Below are 21,181 nucleotides of genomic sequence, written 5' to 3'. Positions count from 1 at the left end.
GCTGATCCGGCTCTTGCCGGAGCGCGCGGCAAAGCACGCGAGGAGGTGGCTGCTCTGGTGGCTCAGCAGGAGCCTGTCGGATATCCCCATAAGGCGTGGGGATATCCGACAGGCTCCTGCTGAGCTCGGGCCTCCGCCTGAGTAAAGCATTCCCGGCCCAGACGGCGCCCTCTGCATCCAAGTACAGCACACGAGCCCCCCACCCGGCAGCACGATCAGCCACCGTTCACGCAACCGCCCGCCGCCCCGTACTCCCCCTCTCCGTCATCCTCGGCGCCAGCAACGTCGCCTCCGATACGCCCTTCCCGTCCAGCTTCTTCACCAGCAGCTCCACCGCCCGCGCCCCCACCTCCGCGGCAGGCAGCGCGATCGACGTCACCGGCACCCGCAGCGACTCGGCCAGCTCATCCGGGCAGATCGCGGTGACCGACAGATCGCCCGGCACCCGCAGCCCGAGCTGCTCGAAGGCATCGATCAGCGGCTCCAGGATCGCCTCGTTGTGGACGACGACCCCCGTCAACGCCGGCTGCTCCCGCAGCAGTTGCTCGGCGACCGCACGTGCCGCCGCGGGCGACGCCTCGCACGGATGTACGGCGGAGGCGAGCCGCCCCCGATCCGCGGCGGACGTGAACCCCTGCACCACCCGATGAGCGAACGCCGTCCCCCGCACATACACCTCCGGCGGCGACCCCACCAGCGCCACCACCCGGTGCCCCAGCCGCGCCAGATGCTCCACGCAGGCTTCACCCGCCGCCATGAAGTCGAGGTCGATGCAGGTCAGCCCCTCGGACGCGGCCGGGAACCCGATCATCACGGACGGCCGGTCCAGGCCCCGCAGCAGAGGCAGCCTCGGATCGTTCAGCTGCACGTCCATGACGATCAGCGCGTCCACCAACGCCGTGTCCACGACCCGCCGCAGTCCCTCCTCGCCCTCCTCCTGGGTCAGCAGCAGCACGTCATGGTCGTACTGGCGAGCCGTGGTCACCACCGACACCGCGAACTGCATCACCACCGGCACATTGATCCCGGCCCGCAGCGGCACCATCAGCGCCAGCACGTTCGATCTTCTGCCGGCCAGTGCGCGGGCGCCGGCGTGCGGGCGGTAGCCCAGTTCGCGGATGGACTCCTCGACACGGCGCCGGGTCTCCTCGGAGATCGGGCGCTTGCCGCTGACGACATACGAGACCGTGCTGGGGGAGACCCCGGCATGCCGCGCCACATCCGTGATCTTCACCATCAGCCCAGCTCCAGGGAGAGGAACCCGTTCCCCGCCTGCGCCCGCACCTCGCGCTCGCCCGCCGCCAGCCCCCAGGGCGCGGCCGGGTCGCTGCACGACGCCCGCAGCGTGTCCCCTTCCCGTACGACCGTGAAGGCCACCTCCCCGACCCGCACCGCCACCTGCGCGCCCCGCTCCAGCCCGAACGCCCGCAGAGTCACCCCGTCGGCATGGTCGTAGTCGGGCCGGTCGTCCACCGCGCCCACCGGGATCACCGCGCCCGGCCGCACCAGCAGCGGCACGCTCTGGAAGCCGTGCTGCTCGCGCACCCAGCGCGGGCCGGTCACCGTCCGTCCGCTCAGGAGGTGGGTCCAGGTGCCCTCGGGGACGTAGTACGAGACGTCCCCCTCGTCGCTGAAGACGGGGGCCACCAGCAGGTCGGACCCGAGCATGTACTGCCGTTCCAGATGCGCGCACCCGGGATCGTCCGGGAACTCCAGCACCATCGCCCGCATCATCGGCACGCCCTCGGTGTGGGCGGTGCGGGCGGCCTCGTACAGGTAGGGCATGAGCCGCAGCTTCAGGTTGATGAAGTGCCGGGCCACGTCCACGGACTCCTCGTCGAAGAGCCACGGGACGCGGTACGAGGACGATCCGTGCAGGCGGCTGTGCGAGGACAGCAGGCCGAACGCCAGCCACCGCTTGAACAGCGCGGGCGACGGCGTGCCCTCGAAGCCGCCGATGTCGTGGCTCCAGTACCCGAAGCCGGACAGGCCGAGCGAGAGACCTCCGCGCAGCGACTCCGCCATCGACTCGTACGTCGCCTCGCAGTCGCCGCCCCAGTGCACGGGGAACTGCTGGCTGCCCGCCGTCGCCGACCGCGCGAAGACCACCGCCTCCTCCTCGCCCCGGTGCTTGCGCAGCACGTCGAAGACGGTGCGGTTGTAGAGGTACGTGTAGTAGTTGTGCATCCGCTCCGGGTCGGAGCCGTCGGACCAGGCCACGTCGACCGGGACGCGCTCGCCGAAGTCGGTCTTGAAGCAGTCGACGCCCTGTGCGAGCAGCGCCTCCAGCTTGGTGGCGTACCAGTCGCGGGCGGCGGGGGAGGTGAAGTCGACCAGTGCCATGCCCGGCTGCCACAGGTCCCACTGCCAGACGCTCCCGTCCGGCCGCTTCAGCAGGTGCCCCAGCGCCTTGCCCTCCGCGAACAGGGGCGAGCGCTGAGCGATGTACGGGTTGATCCAGACGCAGACCCGCAGGTCCTTCGCCTTCAGCCGGGCCAGCATCCCCTCCGGGTCCGGGAAGACCCGCGGGTCCCACTGGAAGTCGCACCAGTTGAACTCGCGCATCCAGAAGCAGTCGAAGTGGAAGACGGAGAGCGGCAGTTCACGCTCGCGCATGCCGTCCACGAACGACGTCACCGTCTCCTCGTCGTACGACGTCGTGAAGGACGTCGACAGCCACAGGCCGAAGGACCAGGCGGGCGGGAGAGCGGGGCGGCCCGTCAGTGCCGTGTACTTGCGGAGGATGTCCTTCGGGGTCGGACCGTGGATGACGTAGTACGTCAGCTCCTGCGTCTCCGCGCTGAACTGCACCCGGGACACGACCTCCGAGGCCACCTCGAAGGAGACCTTGCCCGGGTGGTCGACGAAGACGCCGTAGCCCGCGTCGGTGAGGAAGAACGGGACGTTCTTGTACGCCTGCTCGCTGCACGTGCCGCCGTCCGCCTGCCAGATGTCGACGACCTGCCCGTTCTTGACCAGCGGGCCGAAGCGCTCGCCGAGGCCGTAGACGGACGTGCCGACGCCGAGGCGCAGCTGCTCGCGCAGGTAGTGCGCCCCGGTTGCGTCCCGCATGATGCCCATGTTCTTGGCGCCACTGGAGGTGAGGGTGCGGCCGCCGGCCAGGAACTCGACCTGCCAGGGGCCGGTGCGGGCGACCCGGACCGACAGGGCACCGGAGGTGAGGGTCGCGTGCTCGTCGTCGTAGGAGATCTGCGGGGTGGTCTCCTCCGAGTCGGCGAGCTCGAACTCGGGGCCGCGGGGCTGCTCGCCGCTGAAGTGGGTGAGGGTGATGCCGATGACGTCGGGCATCGGGGTGTGGGCGTTGATCGTCATGACGGGTCCCGTCATCAGGTCGCCGCGTGTGCGGATGGGCCGGGTCGGCGCGTGGATCTCCAGCGCGCCGTCCGACTCGGTGACGTCGAGGACTTCGGTGGGGTGATCCGCGGTGACTCCCTCGCGCAGGAGCCAGTAGCCGTCCGTGAACTTCATGTGGGGGTCCTTACTCGACTGCGCCTACGGTGATGCCCCGCTCCGTTCGTCGAAACGGTTCGACTAGTGCTATCGAAGCGCTTCGACAGTCGAAGGTATGTACAGGCTGAGGGTGCGTCAATGGCTTATGCGGGAATGGGGGGACCATGACGATGACGACGACGGCCGCCCAGGCGCCGATCGTGACGGGAAGTCCCTTGCTCGGCTCGATGAGCGACCTCCTGAACGATCCCCTCGCCGCGTACCTACGAGCGCGCCGGGACCACGGCGACGTGGTGCGCTTCCGGGCCGGGCCACCGGGGCTGCGGTCGGACATCTACGCCGTGTTCTCGGCCGAGGGCGCACAGCAGGTGCTGGCGGCGCAGGCCGCCAACTTCCGCAAGGACAACGTCTTCTACGAGGAGTTGCGCCAGTCGGTCGGCAACGGGCTGCTGACCAGCCAGGACGACGCCTATCTCCGCCAGCGCAGGCTGGTGCAGCCGCTGTTCACCCGGCGCCGGGTGAACGGCTATGCCTCCCAGGTGGCCGAGGAGGCGGCCTCGTTGGCCGCGGTGTGGCGTCAGGCGCCGGACGGCACCGTGGAACTGGTCGGTGAAATGCACCGGTTCGCGCTGCATGTCGTCGGCCGCATTCTGTTCGGGACCGACGTGAAGCAGGCGTTCGGGGTGGTCGAGCGCACCCTGCCCCCGCTCCAGGAGTACTCCCTCAAGCGCGGCTTCTCCCCGCTCAAGGCGCCGCGCACCTGGCCCACCCCCGCCAACCGCCGCGCCGGACGCCTCCAGGCGGAGCTGCGCGCGCTGTGCGACGGGATCATCGACAGCCGCCGGGACCGGGAGGACCGGGACGACCTGGTCACCCTCCTCGTCCACGCCGAGAACGCCGAGGACGGCAGCCTGGATGCCGACGAACTCCGTGAGCAGGTGCTGATCTTCCTGCTGGCCGGCCATGAGACGACCGCCACCGCACTCGCCTTCGGCCTGCACCTTCTCGCCCGGCACCCCGAGGAGCAGCGGCGTGTGCGGGAGGAGGTGGACCGGGTGCTCGGCGGGCCCGGGGGGCGGGCGCCCACCGCCGAGGACATGGAAGCGCTGCCGTATCTGACGATGGTGCTGAAGGAGGCCATGCGGCTGTATCCCTCCGCACCCGTCATCGGCCGCCGCTCGGTCGCCGACGCGGAGGTGGAGGGCGTACGGATACCGGCCGGCGCCGACATCCTGGTCAGCCCCTGGGTCACCCAGCGCCACCCCGACTACTGGCCGGACCCGGAGCGCTTCGACCCCTCCCGCTTCACGCCGGAGGCGGAGGCGGGGCGTCCGCGCTATGCCTGGTTCCCGTTCGGCGGCGGGCCGCGTGCCTGTATCGGGCAGCACCTGTCGATGCTGGAGTCGGTGCTCGGGCTGGCGGTGCTGCTGCGGGAGTTCGAGTTCGCGGACGCGGAGGCGGGGGAGGTGCCGCTCGGGGCGGGGATCACGTTGATGGCGAAGGGGCCGGCGCGGGCGCGGGTCGCTGCGCGGGGCTGAGCGGTCGGGGAGTGCCGCGATGGGTTGTTCGTTGTGTGCGGCGCCGTCGTGGTTGGTCGCGCAGTTCCCCACGCCCCTTAGGGCACTGCTGCGAGGGCGACCAGAAGTGCCACCGTCGCTGCCGTGATCGGTAGCCCGTAGCCCGCTGCCGGGGACGCATGCTCCGCCAGCCAGCCGCCGAGCGCGCTGCCGCACGCGATGCCGCCGAGCAATGCCGTCACCGTGAGGGTCATGCCCTCGTTGAGGCGGCCGTCCGGGGTGCGCTGCTGGACCAGGGCCATGTTGGTGATCATGGTCGGGGCCGTGGCCATGCCGGAGATCAGCAGGGCGACGGACAGCAGTACGAGCGAACCGGTGAGGGACGCGGCGAGCAGAGGCAGCGTCAGCAGGGTCGTCATCGCCGCTATGCACCACGGGTAGCGGTACTCGGCGGGGCCCGAGAGCCTGAGCCGGCCGTACCACAGGCCCGCCGCGCAGGAGCCCGCCGCCTGGAGTGCGAGCATCGCGCCCGCCGCCGTGCGGTGGCCCTGCGCGTCCGCGAACGCGAGGGTGACGACCTCCGTCGAGCCGAACACCGCGCCCATGGCGAGGCAGACGGCCAGCAGTGCGGGCATGCCCGGGGCGCGCAGGGGTGACGCGGCCGTCGTGCCGGCTGGGTCGGCCGTACGGCTCCGAGGCGGTGGCTCCGTCGACCGCTGGGCCGCGAAGGCCAGCACGCCCGTCACCAGGAACACCACTGCGATCAGCGTCCCCGCCTCCGGGAAGAACGTCCCGCACAGAAAGGCCGCGAGGACCGGGCCCAGCATGAAGCACAGCTCGTCGGCGGCCTGTTCGAAGGAGTTCGCCGTGTGCAGGGACTCGGCGTCGTCCTTGAGCAGATGGGCCCAGCGGGCGCGGGACATGCCGCCGGTGTTGGGGGTGGTCGCGGTGGCGGCGTACGCGGCGAAGAGGGTCCAGGCCGGGGCGTCGTAGCGCACGCACAGCAGCAGAGCGAGGCTGCCCAGCGCTGCGAAGAGCGTGGCGGGTACGGCGACGCGGGCCTGGCCGTACCGGTCGACCAGTCGCGCGGTCCAGGGGGCGACCAGCGCGGTCGCCCCGAGGCCGGTCGCGGTGACGGCGCCGGCGAGGGCGTACGACCCCCGGGCGCCGGCGATCATCACGACCGCGCTCACGCTGAACATGCCCATGGGCAGGCGGGCGATGAGGTTCCCGAGGGTGAAGGCGCGGGTGCCGGGGCGCCGGAAGAGGCGGCGGTACGGCCCCGGCGGGCGGTTGCGTCCACGGGGCGTGAGGTCGACGGCCATGAGCATGTCGCCGGTGACAGTGAGGAGCGGGGCTGTCCGGCGGGCTTTCCGAGGAGCGGGTTGCGGCATGGCTCAACCGTCGCCGTCACGGATCAAGGGGTCCAACACCTCTTCGGTACCGATTCACGCACCTGTGTTGTAAGTTCACCGGATGCCCGCCCACCTCGACCCCCGCCTCCTGCGCGCCTTCCTCACCGTGGCCGAGGAACTGCACTTCACGCGCGCCGCGGCCCGCCTGTACGTCGCCCAGCAGGCGCTCAGCCGGGACGTACGGCGGCTGGAGCGGGAGTTGGGTGCCCAGCTGTTCGTGCGGACGACCCGGCAGGTCACGCTGACGGCCGACGGCGAGCGGTTGGTGCCGCACGCCCGCCGCGCCCTCCAGGCCCAGGACGAGCTGCTCGCCGCCTTCGGCCACGCCCGCCCCCTGCTGGTGGACCTGAACGCGCCGGGCCTGGTCACCGGCCGCAGGATCCTGCACCGGGCCCGCGAACTCGCCCCCGAACACGAGCTGATGGCCCGCTACGAGAGCGGCCTGACGGGCGCGGCCGGCGAGCTGGTCGCAGGGCGGCTGGACGCGTCCTTCGGGCGGTTCGCGGGCCTGGATCCGGCGCTGCGGGCAGGCCTCGACCACCAGCCGGTCCGCTACGAGCCGATGGCGGTCCTGCTGCCCGACGACCACCCGCTGGCAGAGCTGCCGGAGGTGCCGCTGGCCGTGCTGGCCGGGGAGACCGTGTACGCCGGTGCCGGGAACCCCCGTACGCCGGAGTGGACCGACCTCGCGCGCCGGCTGTTCGACGGGCGGGGCATCGAGGTCGCCCCGCCGGCGCCGCTCGCCGTCGGTGACGAGGAGTTCCAGCGGATCATGGCCAAGATGCGCAACCCCGTGCTCGCCGTCATCGACTTTCCAGCCATGCCTCGGACGGTGCTGCGCCCCCTGGTCGACCCCGTGCCCCTGTCGCCGGTGTCACTGGTGTGGCGAAAGGGCCTGGTGCACCCCGCATGTGACGCCCTTCGACGGGCGGCGGCCCAGCTCGCCGCCGAGGAGGGGTGGCTGCTGAGGCCCTCCGGGGGATGGATTCCGGCCATCGATTCGGCCGCCATGGGCGTACGCGATTGACGCGACGTCGAAGCGCTTCGAGCAGAGGGACGCATGCGGGGGCGGAGAGGGTGGCAATGGGTGATGTCCCGTATGGCCGCCTGTGTTCTGTCACACGGCTTTCACGTGTGGAGGGAATGTGAAGACCGCTGGTAATTTATAGGTGACTCAAGGGGAAAGGGGGGCGCTGTGACGCTGATGGGGCATGGGGAGGAGCCTCAGGAGCGGGACGTCACCATGCAGTTGAAAGTGCCCGGCTCATTCAAGGCGGACGAGACCGTTCAACTGCGGGTGCCGCAGCAACGCATATCCGGCACCGAACAGGAATCAACGGAATCCGAAATATCCCACCCTTCCGGGGTGGACTCATCGCATCGAATACGTGACGACAACACAGCCGATCAACTGAATCGCCGCAGAAATCGGAACCCTCGCAAAGCCCCTCGACCATCCCTCTTTTCCCGCCTGGTCGCCGTTCTCCACCTGGCGCCCCTGCTGAGCGTCCTCGCCACGCAGGCCGCCCGCCTCGCGCCCTACGCCCGCCGTATGCGGCCGCAGTACCCCCGGCCAGGACGCACCGGCCTGCGCCGATGGCTGCCCTCCTGGCGGCAGTGGCTCGGCGCCTCGTTCACCGGCGTGGGCCTCAGCGGCCTCTTCCTCGTCATCGCCTACGCGGCCACCGACATCCCGGACAACCTCAACTCGTACGCCACCCAGCAGGACAACGTGTACCTCTGGGCCGACGGGACCCCCATGGCCCGTACCGGCTGGGTGCAGCGGCAGGCGATGCCGCTCAAGGACATCCCCGCGGACGTCCGGTGGGCGGTCCTCGCCGCGGAGAACGAGAGCTTCTACAGCGACCCCGGCATCTCCTTCCAGGGCATAACCCGTGCCCTGTTCCGCACGCTCGGCAACGGTGACACCCAGGGCGGCTCGACCATCACCCAGCAGTACGTCAAGAACGTCTACCTGAACCAGGACCAGACGGTCGGCCGCAAGTTCACCGAGGCGATGATCGCTCTCAAGCTCGACGACCGGATGAGCAAGGACGAGATCCTCGAGAACTACCTCAACACGAGCTGGTTCGGCCGCGGCACCTACGGAATCCAGCGCGCCGCCCAGGCCTACTACGGCAAGGACGTCAGCGAACTCAACGCCAGCGAGGCCGCGTTCCTGGCCGCCCTGCTCAAGGGCGCCGGCCTGTACGACCCGACCCTGAGCAGCGCCAACCGCGCCCGGGCCGTGGAGCGCTGGTCCTGGACCCTCGACCGGATGGTCGACATCGGCAAGCTCTCCAAGGCCGAGCGGGCCACGTACAAGAAGTTTCCCGAGCCGCTGAAGCGCAACCCGTTGTACGACACCGGTGAGCAGACCGATTACCTGGTCGAACTCGCTTCCCAGAACGCCAAGAAGGCCGCGAAGATCTCCGACAAGGATTTCGACCTCGGCGGCTACCAGATCTACACGACCTTCGACAAGAAGAGGGAGGACCAGCTCACCGGCGCCGTCACCAAGGCGCGCAAGAAGGCCCTGAAGGACCACCCGAAGACCGCCGAGACCGCGCACTACGGCGCGGCCTCCGTGGCCGCCGACGGCCGGATCGTCGCCGTCTACGGTGGCCCCGACCACCGTAAGCAGGGCTACAACGAGTCCAACGCCACCACCGTCCCGGCCGGTACAGCCTTTACGCCGTTCGTCTACGCGGCCGGTCTGGAGCACGGCGTCCGCAAGACCCGCGACGCAGAGGCGACCCCGGTCACCGGGGAGTCCCTTTACAACGGCGACGACGACGTGCCGGTGACCACGCCGGAGGGGCCGTACTGGGACCGCAGCGGCCGCAAGGTGGCCGCCAGTAACGACGGGGACAGGTCCTACGGGCAGATCTCCCTGCACCGGGCGATGGAGCTGTCGGTGAACACGCCGTTCATGCAGCTTGGTATGGACACCGGCCTGGACAAGGTGCGCGCCACCGCCGAGGCCTCGGGGCTGCTGCCCTCCAGCATCGGGGCCCAGGTGCCCGCGCTGTCGATGGGCAGCTCCACACCCAGCGCCATCCGCATGGCCAGCGGCTACTCCACGTTCGCCGCGGCCGGCAAGCACACCGAGCCGTACTCGGTGCGCCGGATCACCCACAACGGCACCAAGGTCCGCCTGGACCTGCCCAGCTCGCGCCGGGCGGTCGGCGCCGACGTGGCGCAGGAGGTCGACTCCGCGCTCACGGACGCCTTCCACGCCGCCCACCCCGACGGCGCCCCCGCCACCGCGAAGGTGGCCGGGAAGACCGGGACAACGCAGAAGGACACCGCCGCCTGGTACGTCGGCACGTCAAAGTCCGTCTCCACGGCGGTCGTCGTCTACCGCATCGACCTCGCCAAGAGCCTCGAACCACTGCCGCTGAAGGGGATCGCCGGCACGCCCGCGCCCGACGTCCCCTATGGCATCTGGGCCGGCGCCATGAGCCCGCTCGGCTGACCCCGAGCGCTCCAGCCCCGCAGCCCCGCAGCATCGCCACCCCCTTCGCAGAATGAGCCGCACATGAAGCCGAAGCCGGCCACCGGCCACCGCCGCAGAGCCCGCGCATCCCGTCACCGAGCAGGGGAGCCCCTGGTTTCCGTGCGCCTGGGAGCACTGATGGTGGCGGCCCTCCTCTTTGCCCTGGTGATACCCGTGGCCTACCAGAGCCTGACCGGCTCGGACAGCACCACGCCGATCGCGTCCGCCGACGACCGGGGCGGCTCCGACGCCGAGGACGCACCCTCCAGACCGCCCAAAGAGCCCAAGTGGGACGGGAAGACCAAGGTGCTCGGCGACGGCTCGACGTCGTACACCGGGCCGCAGAAGGGCACGTTGAAGCCGAAGCGGCTCAAACCCGGTGAGAAACCACCTCAGTTCGTGGTCTTCTCCTGGGACGGCGCCCTGGCGGGCGACGACCAGCTCTTCGAGCACTACCGGGAGTTGGCCAAGGAGTACGACGCCCACATGACGTTCTTCCTCACCGGCATCTACTTGCTGCCCAAGGGCGAGGCGAAGCTCTACGCCCCCCCGCAGCACGACCCTGGAGCCGCGGCCATCAGCTACCCCACCGACGAGCACATCCGCACCACGCTGGAGCAGCTCGGCAAGGCGTGGCAGGACGGGCACGAGATCGGCTCGCACTTCAACGGCCACTTCTGCGGCGCCCTCGGCGGCGGCTACTGGAGCGTCGACGAATGGAAGAGCGAGATCGACCAGTTCTACTCGTTCCTGCAGAACTGGAAGACCAACACCGGTTACAAGGACATCGCTCCCCTGCCCTTCGACGCCGAGCGCGAGATCACGGGCGGTCGCGCGCCCTGCCTGGAAGGGCAGAAGAATCTGCTCAAGGCCGTCAAGAGCTACGGCTGGCGCTATGACGCGAGCTCAGCCGGCGACTTCCAGATCTGGCCCGCCAAGAAGGCCGGCATCTGGGACTTCCCGCTGCAGATGCTCCCGTACGAGGGCGGCGACTACCAGGGTCTGTCCATGGACTTCAACTTCCTCTACAACCAGTCCGACGGCGAGACCGAGGGCGACCCGGCCAAGTACCCCCAGTGGCAGGAGGAGACCGTCCAGTCGTACATGAACGGATTCAACCGCGTGTACTACGGCAGCCGGGCACCGCTGTTCATCGGCAACCACTTCGAGCAGTGGAACGGCGGCACCTACATGCGGGCCGTCGACGAGGTGGTCAAGAACGTGTGCACGAAGAAGGACGTGCGCTGTGTGTCCTTCCGCGAACTCGCGGACTGGCTCGACGCGCAGAAGCCGGAGACCCTGGAGCGGCTGCGCACCCTGGACCCGGCCCAGTCGCCGGACTGGTCGACCGTCGTTCAGTGACGGTCCCGTAACTCCCTTGACTCCCGGGCGCACCCCTCTTCACAAGAGCCACACAAGTCATGCAAAGATGCGCTGCCCGGCATCCCTCCGCCGGGGCAAGAGGGGAACTGACAGTGAAGTCAAGGAAATTGAGCCGTACGCGGCGTCGCGCCACCATACTCGGGGCAGCCGCCGCCTCGGTCATCGCCGGAGCAGCGATGCTTCCCAACTGGAGCGCGGGCGCCGCGGTCGCCGACGACCCCACGGTGGATGCCAGGACCAAGGCCACCTTCCAGCGGCTGGCGGACGCGGTCTTCACCGACCGTACGAACGCTTTGGTCGACGGCACGCAGGGTGACCGGGAGGAGCCGCTGACCGACGGCCTCTCCGGGGACGTCCGGCTGTCCTTTGGCCTGGCCCGCAGCGAGGACGCCGCGCTGTCCACGCTGGATCAGCGCGGGGACAGGCTCGCCGAGCTGGGCGAGAAGTACACCAAGGGCAGCACGACCGTCACTGTGGACGGCACGCGCGTGAAGGGCCGCAAGGCCAAGGTCGCGGTCACCGAGACCACGACCCTCACCTACGCGGGCGCCCGCGGCGGCCAACCGAGGACCACCGGGTTCCAGGCCCACCACGAGCTGACGTTCAGCGCCGACCGGCGGGGCGACTGGCAGCTGACCGGAATCCGCGCGACCGACGAGGGGTACCTCGCGGTGAACCAGACGGCCAGGCCGGCCGTCGCACCCATGGCCGCGAAGGCCGGCACCACCACGCCCTCGGCGCCCAAGGCTTCGACCTCGTACCCCGGCCCGGTCAACCCGAAGAACTTCACCGCCAGCGGCCTGGACTACCCGGCGATGGCCGCCTACGCGAAGCAGTACTGGTCCGGCTACAACCCGGCCTACCCGGACTTCAACGGGCAGGGCGCGGGCGGCGACTGCACCAACTTCGTCAGCCAGGCCCTGAAGGCGGGCGGCTGGAAGCACGTCCCCGGCTATGTGTACGACTACACCAAGTGGTTCGGCAACGCCGACATCCAGTCGTACTCGTTCGTCGGCGTCAACGAGTGGTCCTGGTTCGCGCAGAACTCGAAGCGGACGACCAGCCTCGCCAACGTCTACCAGATGGACGTCGGCGATGTGCTCCAGATGGACTTCGACAAGGACGGCTCGAAGGACCACACCATGATCGTCACGTCCCGCAGCCGGGGCGTTCCGTATCTGACGTACCACTCCACCAACACCTACAGCCGGTCGGTGTCGAGCATTATCGCGTCGTACCCGAACGCCCTGTACTACGCCTACCGCACCTGATCCGACCAGGGGCACGCACGAGCGCCTTCGGCGGGCGCGGGGCGGCCCCCGGCGGGGTATGCCGGGGGCCGCGCGTGGAGAGGTGGCTCAGAGCGTGAGCGTCCAGCCGTTGAGGGTGCCGGTGGCGCCGGAGGAGGCGTCCTCGACGCGGAGCTTCCAGGTGCCGTTGGCCGGGGAGGCGCTGGCGTCCACGGTGTAGACCTGCTGGAGGGTGCCGCCGGTCTCCGTCTCGGACGTCGACTTGAGCGCGTACGTCGTGCCGTTCGGAGCGACCAGGCTGATTTCCAGGTCACCGAGCCATTCGTGGGTGGCGTCCACGTACACCTGCAGGTCCTGTGGAGCGGAGCCGGTGAGCCCGCTGACGGTGATCGGCGACTCCACGGTGCCGGGGTCGGGGACGGCATGGCCGGTCTGGTTCTCGTACGAGGCGGGGAACGTCAGCGCCCAGCCGTTGAGGGTGCCGTCGGCGCCCGCGGAGGCGTCCTTGACGCGGAGCTTCCAGGTGCCGTTGGCCGGGGAGGCACTGGCGTCGACGGTGTAGAGCTGGCGGATGGTGCCGCCGGTCTCCGTCGAGGACGTCGACTTGAGCGCGTACGTCTTGTTGTCCGGGGCGACCAGGCTGATTTCCAGGTCACCGAGCCATTCGTGGGTGGCGTCCACGTACGCCTGCAGCGCCTGCGGGGCGGAGCCGGTGAGCCCGCTGACGGTGATCGGCGACTCCACGGTGCCGGGGTCGGGGATGGTGAAGTCGGTCTGGTTCTCGTGCGAGGGGAACGTCAGCGACCACTTGTCGAGGGTGCCGTCGGCGCCCGCGGACTTGTCCTGGACCTGGAGCTTCCAGGTGCCGTTGGCCGGGGACGTACTTGCGTCGACCGTGTAGGTCTTGCTGAGCGTGCCGCCGGGGTCCGTGCCGTTCGTCGTCTTCACGGCGTACGACTTGCCGTCCGGGTCGACCAGGTCGATTTTCACCTCGCCGAGCCATTCGTGCGTGAGGTTCACCGTGACCTGGAGCGCGCCGGGGGCGTTGCCGGTGAATCCACTGACCTTGATCGGCGACTCCACGGTGCCGGGGTCGGGAATGACCTGGTCCGTGTCATTGATGATCCGGGAGGGCAGCGGCTTGGTGCCCGGCTCGGGCTCGGGCTCCGGCTCGGCCGCGCCGACCGCCTTGCCGACGTCGATGCGGGGGATGGTGACGCCCCCATCGGCAGTGATGGGCGTCCCGGTCGACTTCAGCAGCGACTCGAGATCCGTGATGCTCTTGTCCGGGTGGGTCTGCTTGAGGACGGCGAGGGCGCCCGCCACGTGCGGGGCGGCCATGGAGGTGCCGTTCTTGGAAGCGTAGGTGCCGCCGGGCACGGAGGAGACGATGGAGGTGCCGGGGGCGAACAGGTCCAGCAGCGGGCCACGGTTGGTGAACGTGGAGAGCTGGTCGTCGTCGGTGGTGGAGCCGACGGTGACGGCGGATTCCACGCAGCCGGGGGCGTTGACGGCGTCGGTGTAGCCGTTGTTGCCGGCGGCGACGACGGTGGCGACGTTCTCGGTGCGCAGGCTGTCGATGATGGCCTTGCGGGGGTCGCTGGCGCAGGCTGCGGTCCAGCGTCCGGCGCCCAGGCTCATATTGGCGGCGACGATGTTGGTTCCGGCCTTCTTCAGCGCCAGGACCTTTTCCAGCCCCTTGATCTGGGAGCTGGTGAAGCTGAGCACGCACGGGCTGTTCCCGGCTCCGCAGTAGTTGTCGGAGTCGAACTTGGAGAACACCTGGATGGAGACGAGATCGGCACCAGGAGCGACACCGCGCGTAGGTGCTCCCGAGATTCCGGTGCCGTCACCGGCGGCGATTCCGGCGACGTGGGTTCCGTGGGAGCAGGCCGTGCCGAGGGTGGCGCAGGGGCCGGTGTCGGCGTCGGCGACTCCTGTGCCTTCCTGCTGGGCGGTGCCGTTGGGACACAGGCTGGTGGAGCCGTAGGTGGCGTCGTTGACGGAGAAGCACGCCTGGGCCTTGACGCGGCCGGTGAGGAAGGGGTGCTGCGCGGCGATGCCGGTGTCGAGGACCGCGACAGTGACGCCGCTGCCGGTCTTGCCGGCGGCGACGGCCTTGTCGCTGCCGATCTTGACGGTGGATTCGTTCAGGGTGGGCGGGACGGCGATGTCTTCGCTGACGGCGACGACGCCGGGCTTGGACTGGAGTTCCGTCAGGCCCGCGCTGTCCACGCGCAGGGTGATCAGGGGGAGGGTGTCGTAGGAGACGAGGGACTCGCCTGCTTCGGCCACTCCGGAGAGGTCGGCGCGCTGGTCGGTGACGACGTTGACGCGGATGGTCGAGCCGTCGGAGGTCTTGTCGAACAGGGCGGGGGGGACGGGGTCGCCTTCGGCGGCGGAGACGGGGCTGGTTCCCGTGAGCGGGTTGAGGTGGGTGGGGAGGGCGGAGAACACCATGGCTGCCGCCGTGGCGGCTACCAAGGCCCATACGGGTCTCTTCACGAACTGCTCCATCGGGGAAGGGTGTTGGGCACACGAAAAGGAGGGCGGGCAACGAGGGGTTCTCGCTGCCCGCCCCCCTTCGCAGTCAACGGGGCGGTGCAGCCGGTGGATCAGGTGGCGTTGGCGCCATTCTTCGGCTTGCCGAAGAGGTACACGGCCATGTAGTAGCTGTAGGCCGTGGTGCGGCAGGCGGTTTTACGCGCGTAGGCCGGGCACGTGTAGGAGTACAGGGTGGTGTAGAAGACGGAGTCGGCCTGGAGGCCCTTGCCCTTGTCCAGGTACCACTTGTAGCCCTTGTAGGCGTTGCCGATGGTGCCGTAGCCGTAGTCGTGCGCGTCGCAGGCGGCACGGAAGTCCCAGCCGGCCGGCTTGTCCGCGGCGGAGGTGCAGTGGTCGTGGTTGATGCCGACGACCCAGTATCCGGTGGGGGTCTGCTTCCAGTACGGGTTGTGCCAGCCGTAGTGGGCGACCTTGGTGGCGCAGCCGCTGTACACGTACCACATCCAGTGGACGGCGTGGTAGCAGTAACTCGGGTTGGCCTGCGGTTCGTTGATCTCCGAGCCGGTGAAGTCCTCGGCAGCGGGGGTGACGCCCTCTCCCTGCTGGATGCTGGGGGCGCCTGCGAAGGTGCTGCCGCCGTCGGGGACGGTGCCGGTGGTCTCCGTCGCGGCCGGGGTGGCGGAGTCACCCGAGTAGGCCAGTTGCCACTTGGCTCCGGCGTCGGAGGTGGCGGTGGCGACGCGGTCGGACGCGTCGTAGGTGTAGGCGTTGAGGTCGCTGCCCTCGGCGGGGTTGGCGACCTTGCGCAGCAGGCCGGAGCCGTCGTAGGAGTAGCGGGCCAGCGTCTGGACGGTGCTGCCGGAGGTGAGGGTGATCTCCTTCACCTGACCGGCCACGTCGCCAAGTGTCGAGCCGGAGGCGGTGGTGGCGGAGGAGTAGGTCACCTTGAGCGACTGCGCCGGGTTTTCGCCCCCGGCGGGGTTGCTCACGGTCGAGACACGGCCCTGGGCGTCGTAGGAGACGGTGGAGGAATTGAACGCCTTGCTGCCGACGGCGGTGACCCGCCAGGTGTCGCCGCTGCCGCCGACCTGCTTCCAGGTGTAGGTGGGCTTGGTGTCGGCGGCCGGGATGGGGTTGCCGGAGGCGTCCTCGAAGCCGGTGTCGCCTTCGCCTGCCTGGCTGAGGTCGACGTTGACGGTTTCGGTGACGGTGGTCTTCAGGTCACCCGCCAGGTCGTCCCAGGTGATGTTCTCGACGAGGGTCGAGCCGTCGGTGGCCGTGTAGGTGTTGATGCTGCCGCCGTCGGGGCCTGCGATGGAGTCGGTCAGGTCGTAGCGGATGGTTTCGCTGCTGGCCAGGTCGGTGACGGTGATCCGCCCGGAGCTTGGCGCGAGCTTGCGGTTGAGCTGGCCGCCGAGGAATTCGGCTTCCCAGCTCGGTCCGAACACTCCGAGGTCGGAACGGTCGGCGGGAGCGTCCTGGGCTTGGGCGGCGCCGGAGGCCTGGCCGGTGACGGCGTGGGAGCGGCCCATCAGTCCGGCTGGGACGTCGTTCTCGACGATCTCGTAGGTGTCGTTGGATGACGTGTAGAGGCCGGGGCCGATGGGCTGGATCTGGCCTGCGTCGAGTGGCGGGGTGGGCGGTTCGGCTGCCGTAGCGGACTGCTGCGGCAGCAGCATGGCTATGGATGCTGCGGTCACCACAGGGAGTGCGGCGAATCTTCGCAAGATGGTCCCCCTCATTCTCTTCACGATCGTGGAGATCGCGATTGATCGTGGACCTTAAGCGGGGCGAACGCATGTGCGCAAGAGATGTAAAGCGGAGTCAAAACCCCCAGTTCCAGGGGGTGTTGACGTCGCGTTGGAGATGAGTACGAGTACTCATACACACCGCGAAAATCGCGCGGCATGATGTCGCGCATGAGATCCCTATCCCTCCCCAAGCCCATCGTGCTGGCCGCGCTCGGCTGCCTAGTGCTCACTGCCTGCGGCACGCAGGGCGGGGGCAGCGACTCGTCCCCGGCGGGCAACACGGTCTCCACCGCCAGCCCTTCGGGCGGCGCATCCGAGGTGCGCTTTCTCAAGCTGATGAACCGCATCGCGCAGCAGTGCACCCCCGATGCCCCGAGCGACGAAGGAGACGGCAGCGCTCCCCGGCCGGAAGACCTGCCGGGCGCCGAGGGCATAACCGCCCCGCCGGCCTACGGGCCGGGGGAGACTCCGCCGGGCACCCCGAACGGCGAGGGGGAGATCCCGGTTCCGGTGGAGGACGGCCAGTCCACGCCTGCCCCGGACGCCCCGGCTCCCGCTGAGGTGAAGGAAGTACCGCTGTCGGGCGTGGAGAAGTGCAGCGGAGATGAGCACATCAAGCGCATCAGCGAGAAGTTCACAGGCACCGACGTCACCAGCCATACGGCGATGCGCAGGACGCTGATCGGCCTGGGCTACCCGGCGACACGGATCCACCGGATGCCGGATCACGCGGGCGCGCCCCGCGCGCGGCTGGACCTGCGGGCACTGGGCAGCCACCTGGCTCTTGAGGTCACCGGCACGGGTACCGGCGTGATCGCCGAGGCGTTCGGCGCTCCGGATGACGAGGGCGTGAACGTCCTGGACGTGGAGCGCAAGCCGAACCTGGACGCGCCCACGTCCTGACGGCCGACGGCACTGAACCCTTCTGGGCGGGAGGAAGGGCGGGTGCCGAATCCACCGGAGCGGCTGCCGGTGACGCTCGACGAACTTGATGACGTGAGGCTGCTGCTGGGGCTGTACCGCATCGTCCTCAACAACGGGGGACCCACGAGTGGGACGAGCTCGCCCGGTTCTGCGATGGACCGAACTCCGCCTTCAGGTCGGTGTGCCGCTGGGTGAGCGCGTTGCGGGGACTTGGGCCTCGAGCGCGAGAGCGACGATGGTCAGGCTGCGCCAGCAGGTCCGGCGGCTCAAGGAGCTCAGGGCAGCCGACGCAAAGGAGATCACCCAGCTCAAAGCTGATGTCGAGGCACTGGTGGGTGCGCTGCACCAGGCCACGGTGGAGAACAGCCACCTGCACCGGCAGCTCGCCGACCGGCGTGCACATGCGATTGTGCGCGTGCTGCCGACGCAGACGACGCCATGAACCCCGCCGTGGTGGAACCGGCAGTGTCGCGAACCGGTCCGGCGGCTGTCACTTCCTGGCCGCGCCGGGTTTCCCGCTCATGGACTCGTGGTGGGCATCCGCGTAGGCGGGAGAGTCCTTGATCAGGTCGTCGCAGAACGCGGCGGCATCGGTGCCGATGAGTTCCAAAACTCCCTCGCCCGCGGCGACGCCCTCCTCGAAGAAGTCGACGATCCCAGGGGAGGAGGGGCCCGGCGGGCAGGCTGACGACCCTGGGGGCCATGCCCGCCGAGATGAAGTATCTCGGCACGAGTTCGCCACTCTGGAACCCTCGTCCGTGCCGGGCACGCCCGAATTCAGGGGTGGATCACCAGGCCATCTCACCGTGACGGTCGCGGAAGGTTCCCGTGGGTCCGTCCGCCCCGATGGCGGCGAGTTCGACGATCGCGTCGGTCCCCTCGGTCACTGTCTGCGGGCCGCTGTGCCCGTTGAAGTCGGTCGCGGTGTAGCCCGGGTCGGCCGCGTTCACCTTCACGTCCGGCCAGGACTTCGCGTACTGCGTGGTCAGCATGGTCACGGCAGCCTTCGACGCCGTGTAGAGCGGCGCGAGGTTCCTCGACTCGACGCGCTCTGCGTCGTGGGTGGCCGCGAACGATCCCATACCGCTGGACACATTGACGATGACCGGGTGCGCGGACTTGCGCAGCAAAGGCAGGAACACGTGCGTCACCCGGACGATCCCGACGACATTGACGTCGAACACCTCACTGGCGTCAGCGGCCGTGATCTGGTCGGCGGGGCTGTGCGTCCCGAAGACGCCTGCGTTGTTGATCAGGACGTCGATGCCGCCCTCGCGGGCCTCGATATCGGCGGCGGCCGCAGCCACCGACGCGTCATCCGTCACATCGATCTGGACGAAACGGGCACCGAGTGCGTCGGCGGCCGCCCGGCCGCGCTCCGGATCACGCGCACCGATGAGGACGGTGTGGCCGGCCTCGATCAAGCGGCGGGCGGTCTCATACCCGAGGGACTTGTTGGCTCCGGTGATGAATGTTGTAGTCATGCGTCCACTCTCGGCCCGTGACGAGAGGACAACCAGTGCTCTCCGCGACGGTAGGACAGCCAGTACCAGGCACGACGACGGCCCGGCAGACACAATGGCCGAGTGGACGAGACCCTGGGCACGGCACTGCACCGCTGGCGCGACCGCCTGTCTCCCGCCGACGTCGGACTGACCTCACGGCCCGGACGACGCGCGGTGGGGCTGCGACGCGAGGAACTGGCAGAACTCGCCGGGCTGTCGGTCGACTACGTGGTCCGCCTGGAACAGGGACGCGCCAAAAGCCCATCGGCACAGGTCGTCGCGAGCCTGACCAGGGCACTGCAACTGCAGCCCATGGAGCGCGATCACGCCTACCGGCTGGCGGGCCTCCTGCCTCCCCAGGAGGGAACGGTCTCCACGCATGTTCCGGCCGGGGTCCAACGGATGCTGGCCCGCCTCGGGGAGTTCCCCGTGGGCGTGTTCAGCGCCGACTGGACCTTGCTGTCCTGGACCCCCGCATGGTCAGTACTGATCGGCGACCCCAGCGCACGGACACACGACGAGCGCAACCTGGCACGAGCGGTCTTCGCCACAGGGCCCAGCCGGCTCGCGTCCTGGCCCGTGCTCCAGGACGACGACGCCCTGAAACTTGCCCTCGTCGCCGACCTGCGCACAGCTCTCATCGACTACCCCCGCGACCGCGGCCTGACCGACCTCGTCGAGGAACTGCGTTCGACCAGCGCGGAGTTCGCCCGTCTGTGGGACGAGGGCACGGTCGGCCCGCACGTCTCGGCCCGCAAGACCGTGGTACACCCCCAGGTGGGTGAGGTGATCTGCGACTGCGACGTGCTCACCGTCCCAGGCTGCGACATCCGCCTCGTCGTCTACACGGTGGCCGCGGGTTCCGCCGATGCGGAAAAGCTGGAGTTCCTGCGGGTCACCAACGGCGTCCGGGCCGAGGGCTCCTCGCCTCCGGGGCCCGGTCTGTTCTCTACGCCGTAACGATCGGGCCGGCCGGATCTCGTCCAGCAAGCAGAGGTCAGGTCCGTCAGTGAGAACGACCGCTCACGGCTCTCATCATGGACGTGCGCCGACGCGAGCGACGCGGTTGATCGGCGGTGGCCGGCCCGATACCGGCAAGGCGCCTGCGGTGGTCTCGCGCTCTGGCGAGTGCAGGCACCTCTGCTGCACTCATCAGGTCCCTCCGCCGCAGTCACCGTCGCGGCAACGTGATCGACCGGACAGCTCCTACGAGGCGCTCCAGCGGGGGTCGCGGCCGAGGTAACGCAGGAGGACCGCCACGTCGTCGTCGCCCTGCTCGGGGACCAGGGCGGCGACGTACGCGCCGCGGGGGCGCAGCGGCTCGACGATCTCCCTGGCGACCTTGAGGAGGGGGCGGGCCAGCTCGGGTGTGAGCGGCGACGGCCGGCCCGTCGCCATGGCGATGTCCCAGGCGTGGACCGCTGCCTCCAGCCCGCACGCCGCCGAGCCGGACCACGGGGACATCTTGTGCGGCGGCACCGGCGTGGGCACCTCGGCGGCGTCCCGGTCGACCCCCGCCCACGCCCTCGCCGCGCGTGCCAGGGCGTCCTCCAGGAACACCGCCGGGTCCACCCCCGCCATCTCGCCCGACGGGTCGAACGGGTTGAAGTCGGGGCCGGGTTCGCCGGTCAGCGCGGCGGCGTAGCCGATCTGGTCGCCGACGGCGTGCTGGAAGACCTGGGCAACGGTCCAGCCCGCGCAGGGCGTCGGCAGGTGCCAGCCGTCGGCGGGGACGGCGCGGACCGCCGTGCGCAGTGCTTCGTGGGAGGCGTCCAGGACGTCCCAACCGCTGGAGACCATGCCATCGCTCATCGGAGAGCCCCCTTTCGTGGTGCCCTCACAGTGATGAATGTTGTTGTCATGCGTCCGCTCTCGGCCCGTGACGACTGCGTGACGTCGTTGCGGTTTCCGCCGGCCAGCGTCGTACAGACCGATCGTTCGGCGAGGCACCGGGTTCCGTC

Annotated in this window: 15 protein-coding genes and 1 pseudogene; 8 read left to right on the top strand and 8 right to left on the bottom strand. The window is 69.6% G+C overall.

The window, feature by feature from the left end:
* Positions 1-226: 226 nt before the first annotated feature.
* Together PBV52_RS17795 and yicI are read right to left on the bottom strand one after the other, a co-directional pair.
* On the bottom strand, positions 227-1,237 hold the full coding sequence (locus tag PBV52_RS17795; RefSeq protein WP_274239356.1) for a LacI family DNA-binding transcriptional regulator: 1,011 nt from the start codon (positions 1,235-1,237) through the stop codon (positions 227-229).
* Positions 1,237-3,489: an alpha-xylosidase gene (yicI, locus tag PBV52_RS17790; RefSeq protein WP_274239355.1), complete on the bottom strand. Its 2,253-nt coding sequence runs from the start codon at positions 3,487-3,489 to the stop codon at positions 1,237-1,239. The genes PBV52_RS17795 and yicI overlap by 1 nt, the downstream gene beginning before the upstream one ends.
* A 146-nt stretch (positions 3,490-3,635) precedes the next feature.
* Between yicI and PBV52_RS17785 the strand changes: the two genes are divergently transcribed.
* A complete protein-coding gene (locus PBV52_RS17785) occupies positions 3,636-5,009 on the top strand; it encodes a cytochrome P450 (RefSeq protein WP_274239354.1) in 1,374 nt (457 codons plus the stop codon).
* A gap of 77 nt (positions 5,010-5,086) precedes the next feature.
* On the opposite strand, the gene PBV52_RS17780 is transcribed toward PBV52_RS17785, so the two are convergent.
* Entirely contained in the window at positions 5,087-6,382 is a 1,296-nt protein-coding gene (locus PBV52_RS17780; protein ID WP_274239353.1) for an MFS transporter, read from the bottom strand.
* An 82-nt stretch (positions 6,383-6,464) separates the two neighbouring features.
* On the opposite strand from PBV52_RS17780, the gene PBV52_RS17775 reads away from it, so the two are divergent.
* From PBV52_RS17775 to PBV52_RS17760, 4 genes are all read left to right on the top strand, one after another.
* The gene (locus PBV52_RS17775) at positions 6,465-7,430 is read left to right on the top strand and encodes a LysR family transcriptional regulator (RefSeq protein ID WP_274239352.1); all 966 of its coding nucleotides are present in this window, start codon (positions 6,465-6,467) and stop codon (positions 7,428-7,430) included.
* A gap of 525 nt (positions 7,431-7,955) precedes the next feature.
* On the top strand, positions 7,956-9,881 hold the full coding sequence (locus tag PBV52_RS17770; protein ID WP_373921883.1) for a transglycosylase domain-containing protein: 1,926 nt from the start codon (positions 7,956-7,958) through the stop codon (positions 9,879-9,881).
* A 63-nt stretch (positions 9,882-9,944) separates the two neighbouring features.
* Positions 9,945-11,264, top strand: coding sequence for a hypothetical protein (locus PBV52_RS17765; protein WP_274239351.1), 1,320 nt, complete (start codon positions 9,945-9,947; stop codon positions 11,262-11,264).
* A gap of 113 nt (positions 11,265-11,377) precedes the next feature.
* Entirely contained in the window at positions 11,378-12,556 is a 1,179-nt protein-coding gene (locus tag PBV52_RS17760; protein ID WP_274239350.1) for an amidase domain-containing protein, read from the top strand.
* 87 nt (positions 12,557-12,643) lie between these two features.
* On the opposite strand, the gene PBV52_RS17755 is transcribed toward PBV52_RS17760, so the two are convergent.
* A complete protein-coding gene (locus PBV52_RS17755; protein WP_274239349.1) occupies positions 12,644-15,052 on the bottom strand; it encodes a proprotein convertase P-domain-containing protein in 2,409 nt (802 codons plus the stop codon).
* A gap of 98 nt (positions 15,053-15,150) precedes the next feature.
* Entirely contained in the window at positions 15,151-16,740 is a 1,590-nt protein-coding gene (locus tag PBV52_RS17750) for a phospholipase A2 (RefSeq protein WP_274239348.1), read from the bottom strand.
* Between the two features lie 219 nt (positions 16,741-16,959).
* On the opposite strand from PBV52_RS17750, the gene PBV52_RS17745 reads away from it, so the two are divergent.
* Positions 16,960-17,694 carry a hypothetical protein gene (locus tag PBV52_RS17745; protein WP_274239347.1) on the top strand — a complete coding sequence of 245 codons (735 nt, stop codon included), beginning with the start codon at positions 16,960-16,962 and terminating at the stop codon, positions 17,692-17,694.
* Positions 17,695-17,950: 256 nt separating this feature from the next.
* Positions 17,951-18,157 carry a hypothetical protein gene (locus PBV52_RS17740; protein ID WP_274239346.1) on the top strand — a complete coding sequence of 69 codons (207 nt, stop codon included), beginning with the start codon at positions 17,951-17,953 and terminating at the stop codon, positions 18,155-18,157.
* A 48-nt stretch (positions 18,158-18,205) separates the two neighbouring features.
* On the opposite strand, the pseudogene PBV52_RS17735 reads toward PBV52_RS17740, so the two are convergent.
* A pseudogene (locus PBV52_RS17735) lies at positions 18,206-18,394 on the bottom strand (DUF1048 domain-containing protein); the annotation flags it as partial.
* Between the two features lie 109 nt (positions 18,395-18,503).
* A complete protein-coding gene (locus tag PBV52_RS17730) occupies positions 18,504-19,199 on the bottom strand; it encodes an SDR family NAD(P)-dependent oxidoreductase (RefSeq protein WP_274239345.1) in 696 nt (231 codons plus the stop codon).
* Between the two features lie 102 nt (positions 19,200-19,301).
* Here PBV52_RS17730 and PBV52_RS17725 point away from each other — a divergent pair, with 102 nt between their 5' ends.
* A complete protein-coding gene (locus PBV52_RS17725) occupies positions 19,302-20,180 on the top strand; it encodes a helix-turn-helix transcriptional regulator (RefSeq protein ID WP_274239344.1) in 879 nt (292 codons plus the stop codon).
* A 246-nt stretch (positions 20,181-20,426) separates the two neighbouring features.
* Here PBV52_RS17725 and PBV52_RS17720 read toward each other — a convergent pair whose 3' ends face one another.
* A complete protein-coding gene (locus PBV52_RS17720; RefSeq protein WP_274239343.1) occupies positions 20,427-21,032 on the bottom strand; it encodes a TIGR03086 family metal-binding protein in 606 nt (201 codons plus the stop codon).
* Positions 21,033-21,181: the final 149 nt, after the last annotated feature.

Origin of the sequence: Streptomyces sp. T12, from assembly GCF_028736035.1 — a bacterium.
In the GTDB taxonomy this organism is placed as follows: domain Bacteria; phylum Actinomycetota; class Actinomycetes; order Streptomycetales; family Streptomycetaceae; genus Streptomyces.
The sequence above is the reverse complement of the archived record's forward strand: the minus strand, read 5'-3'. Positions and strand labels throughout refer to the sequence as shown.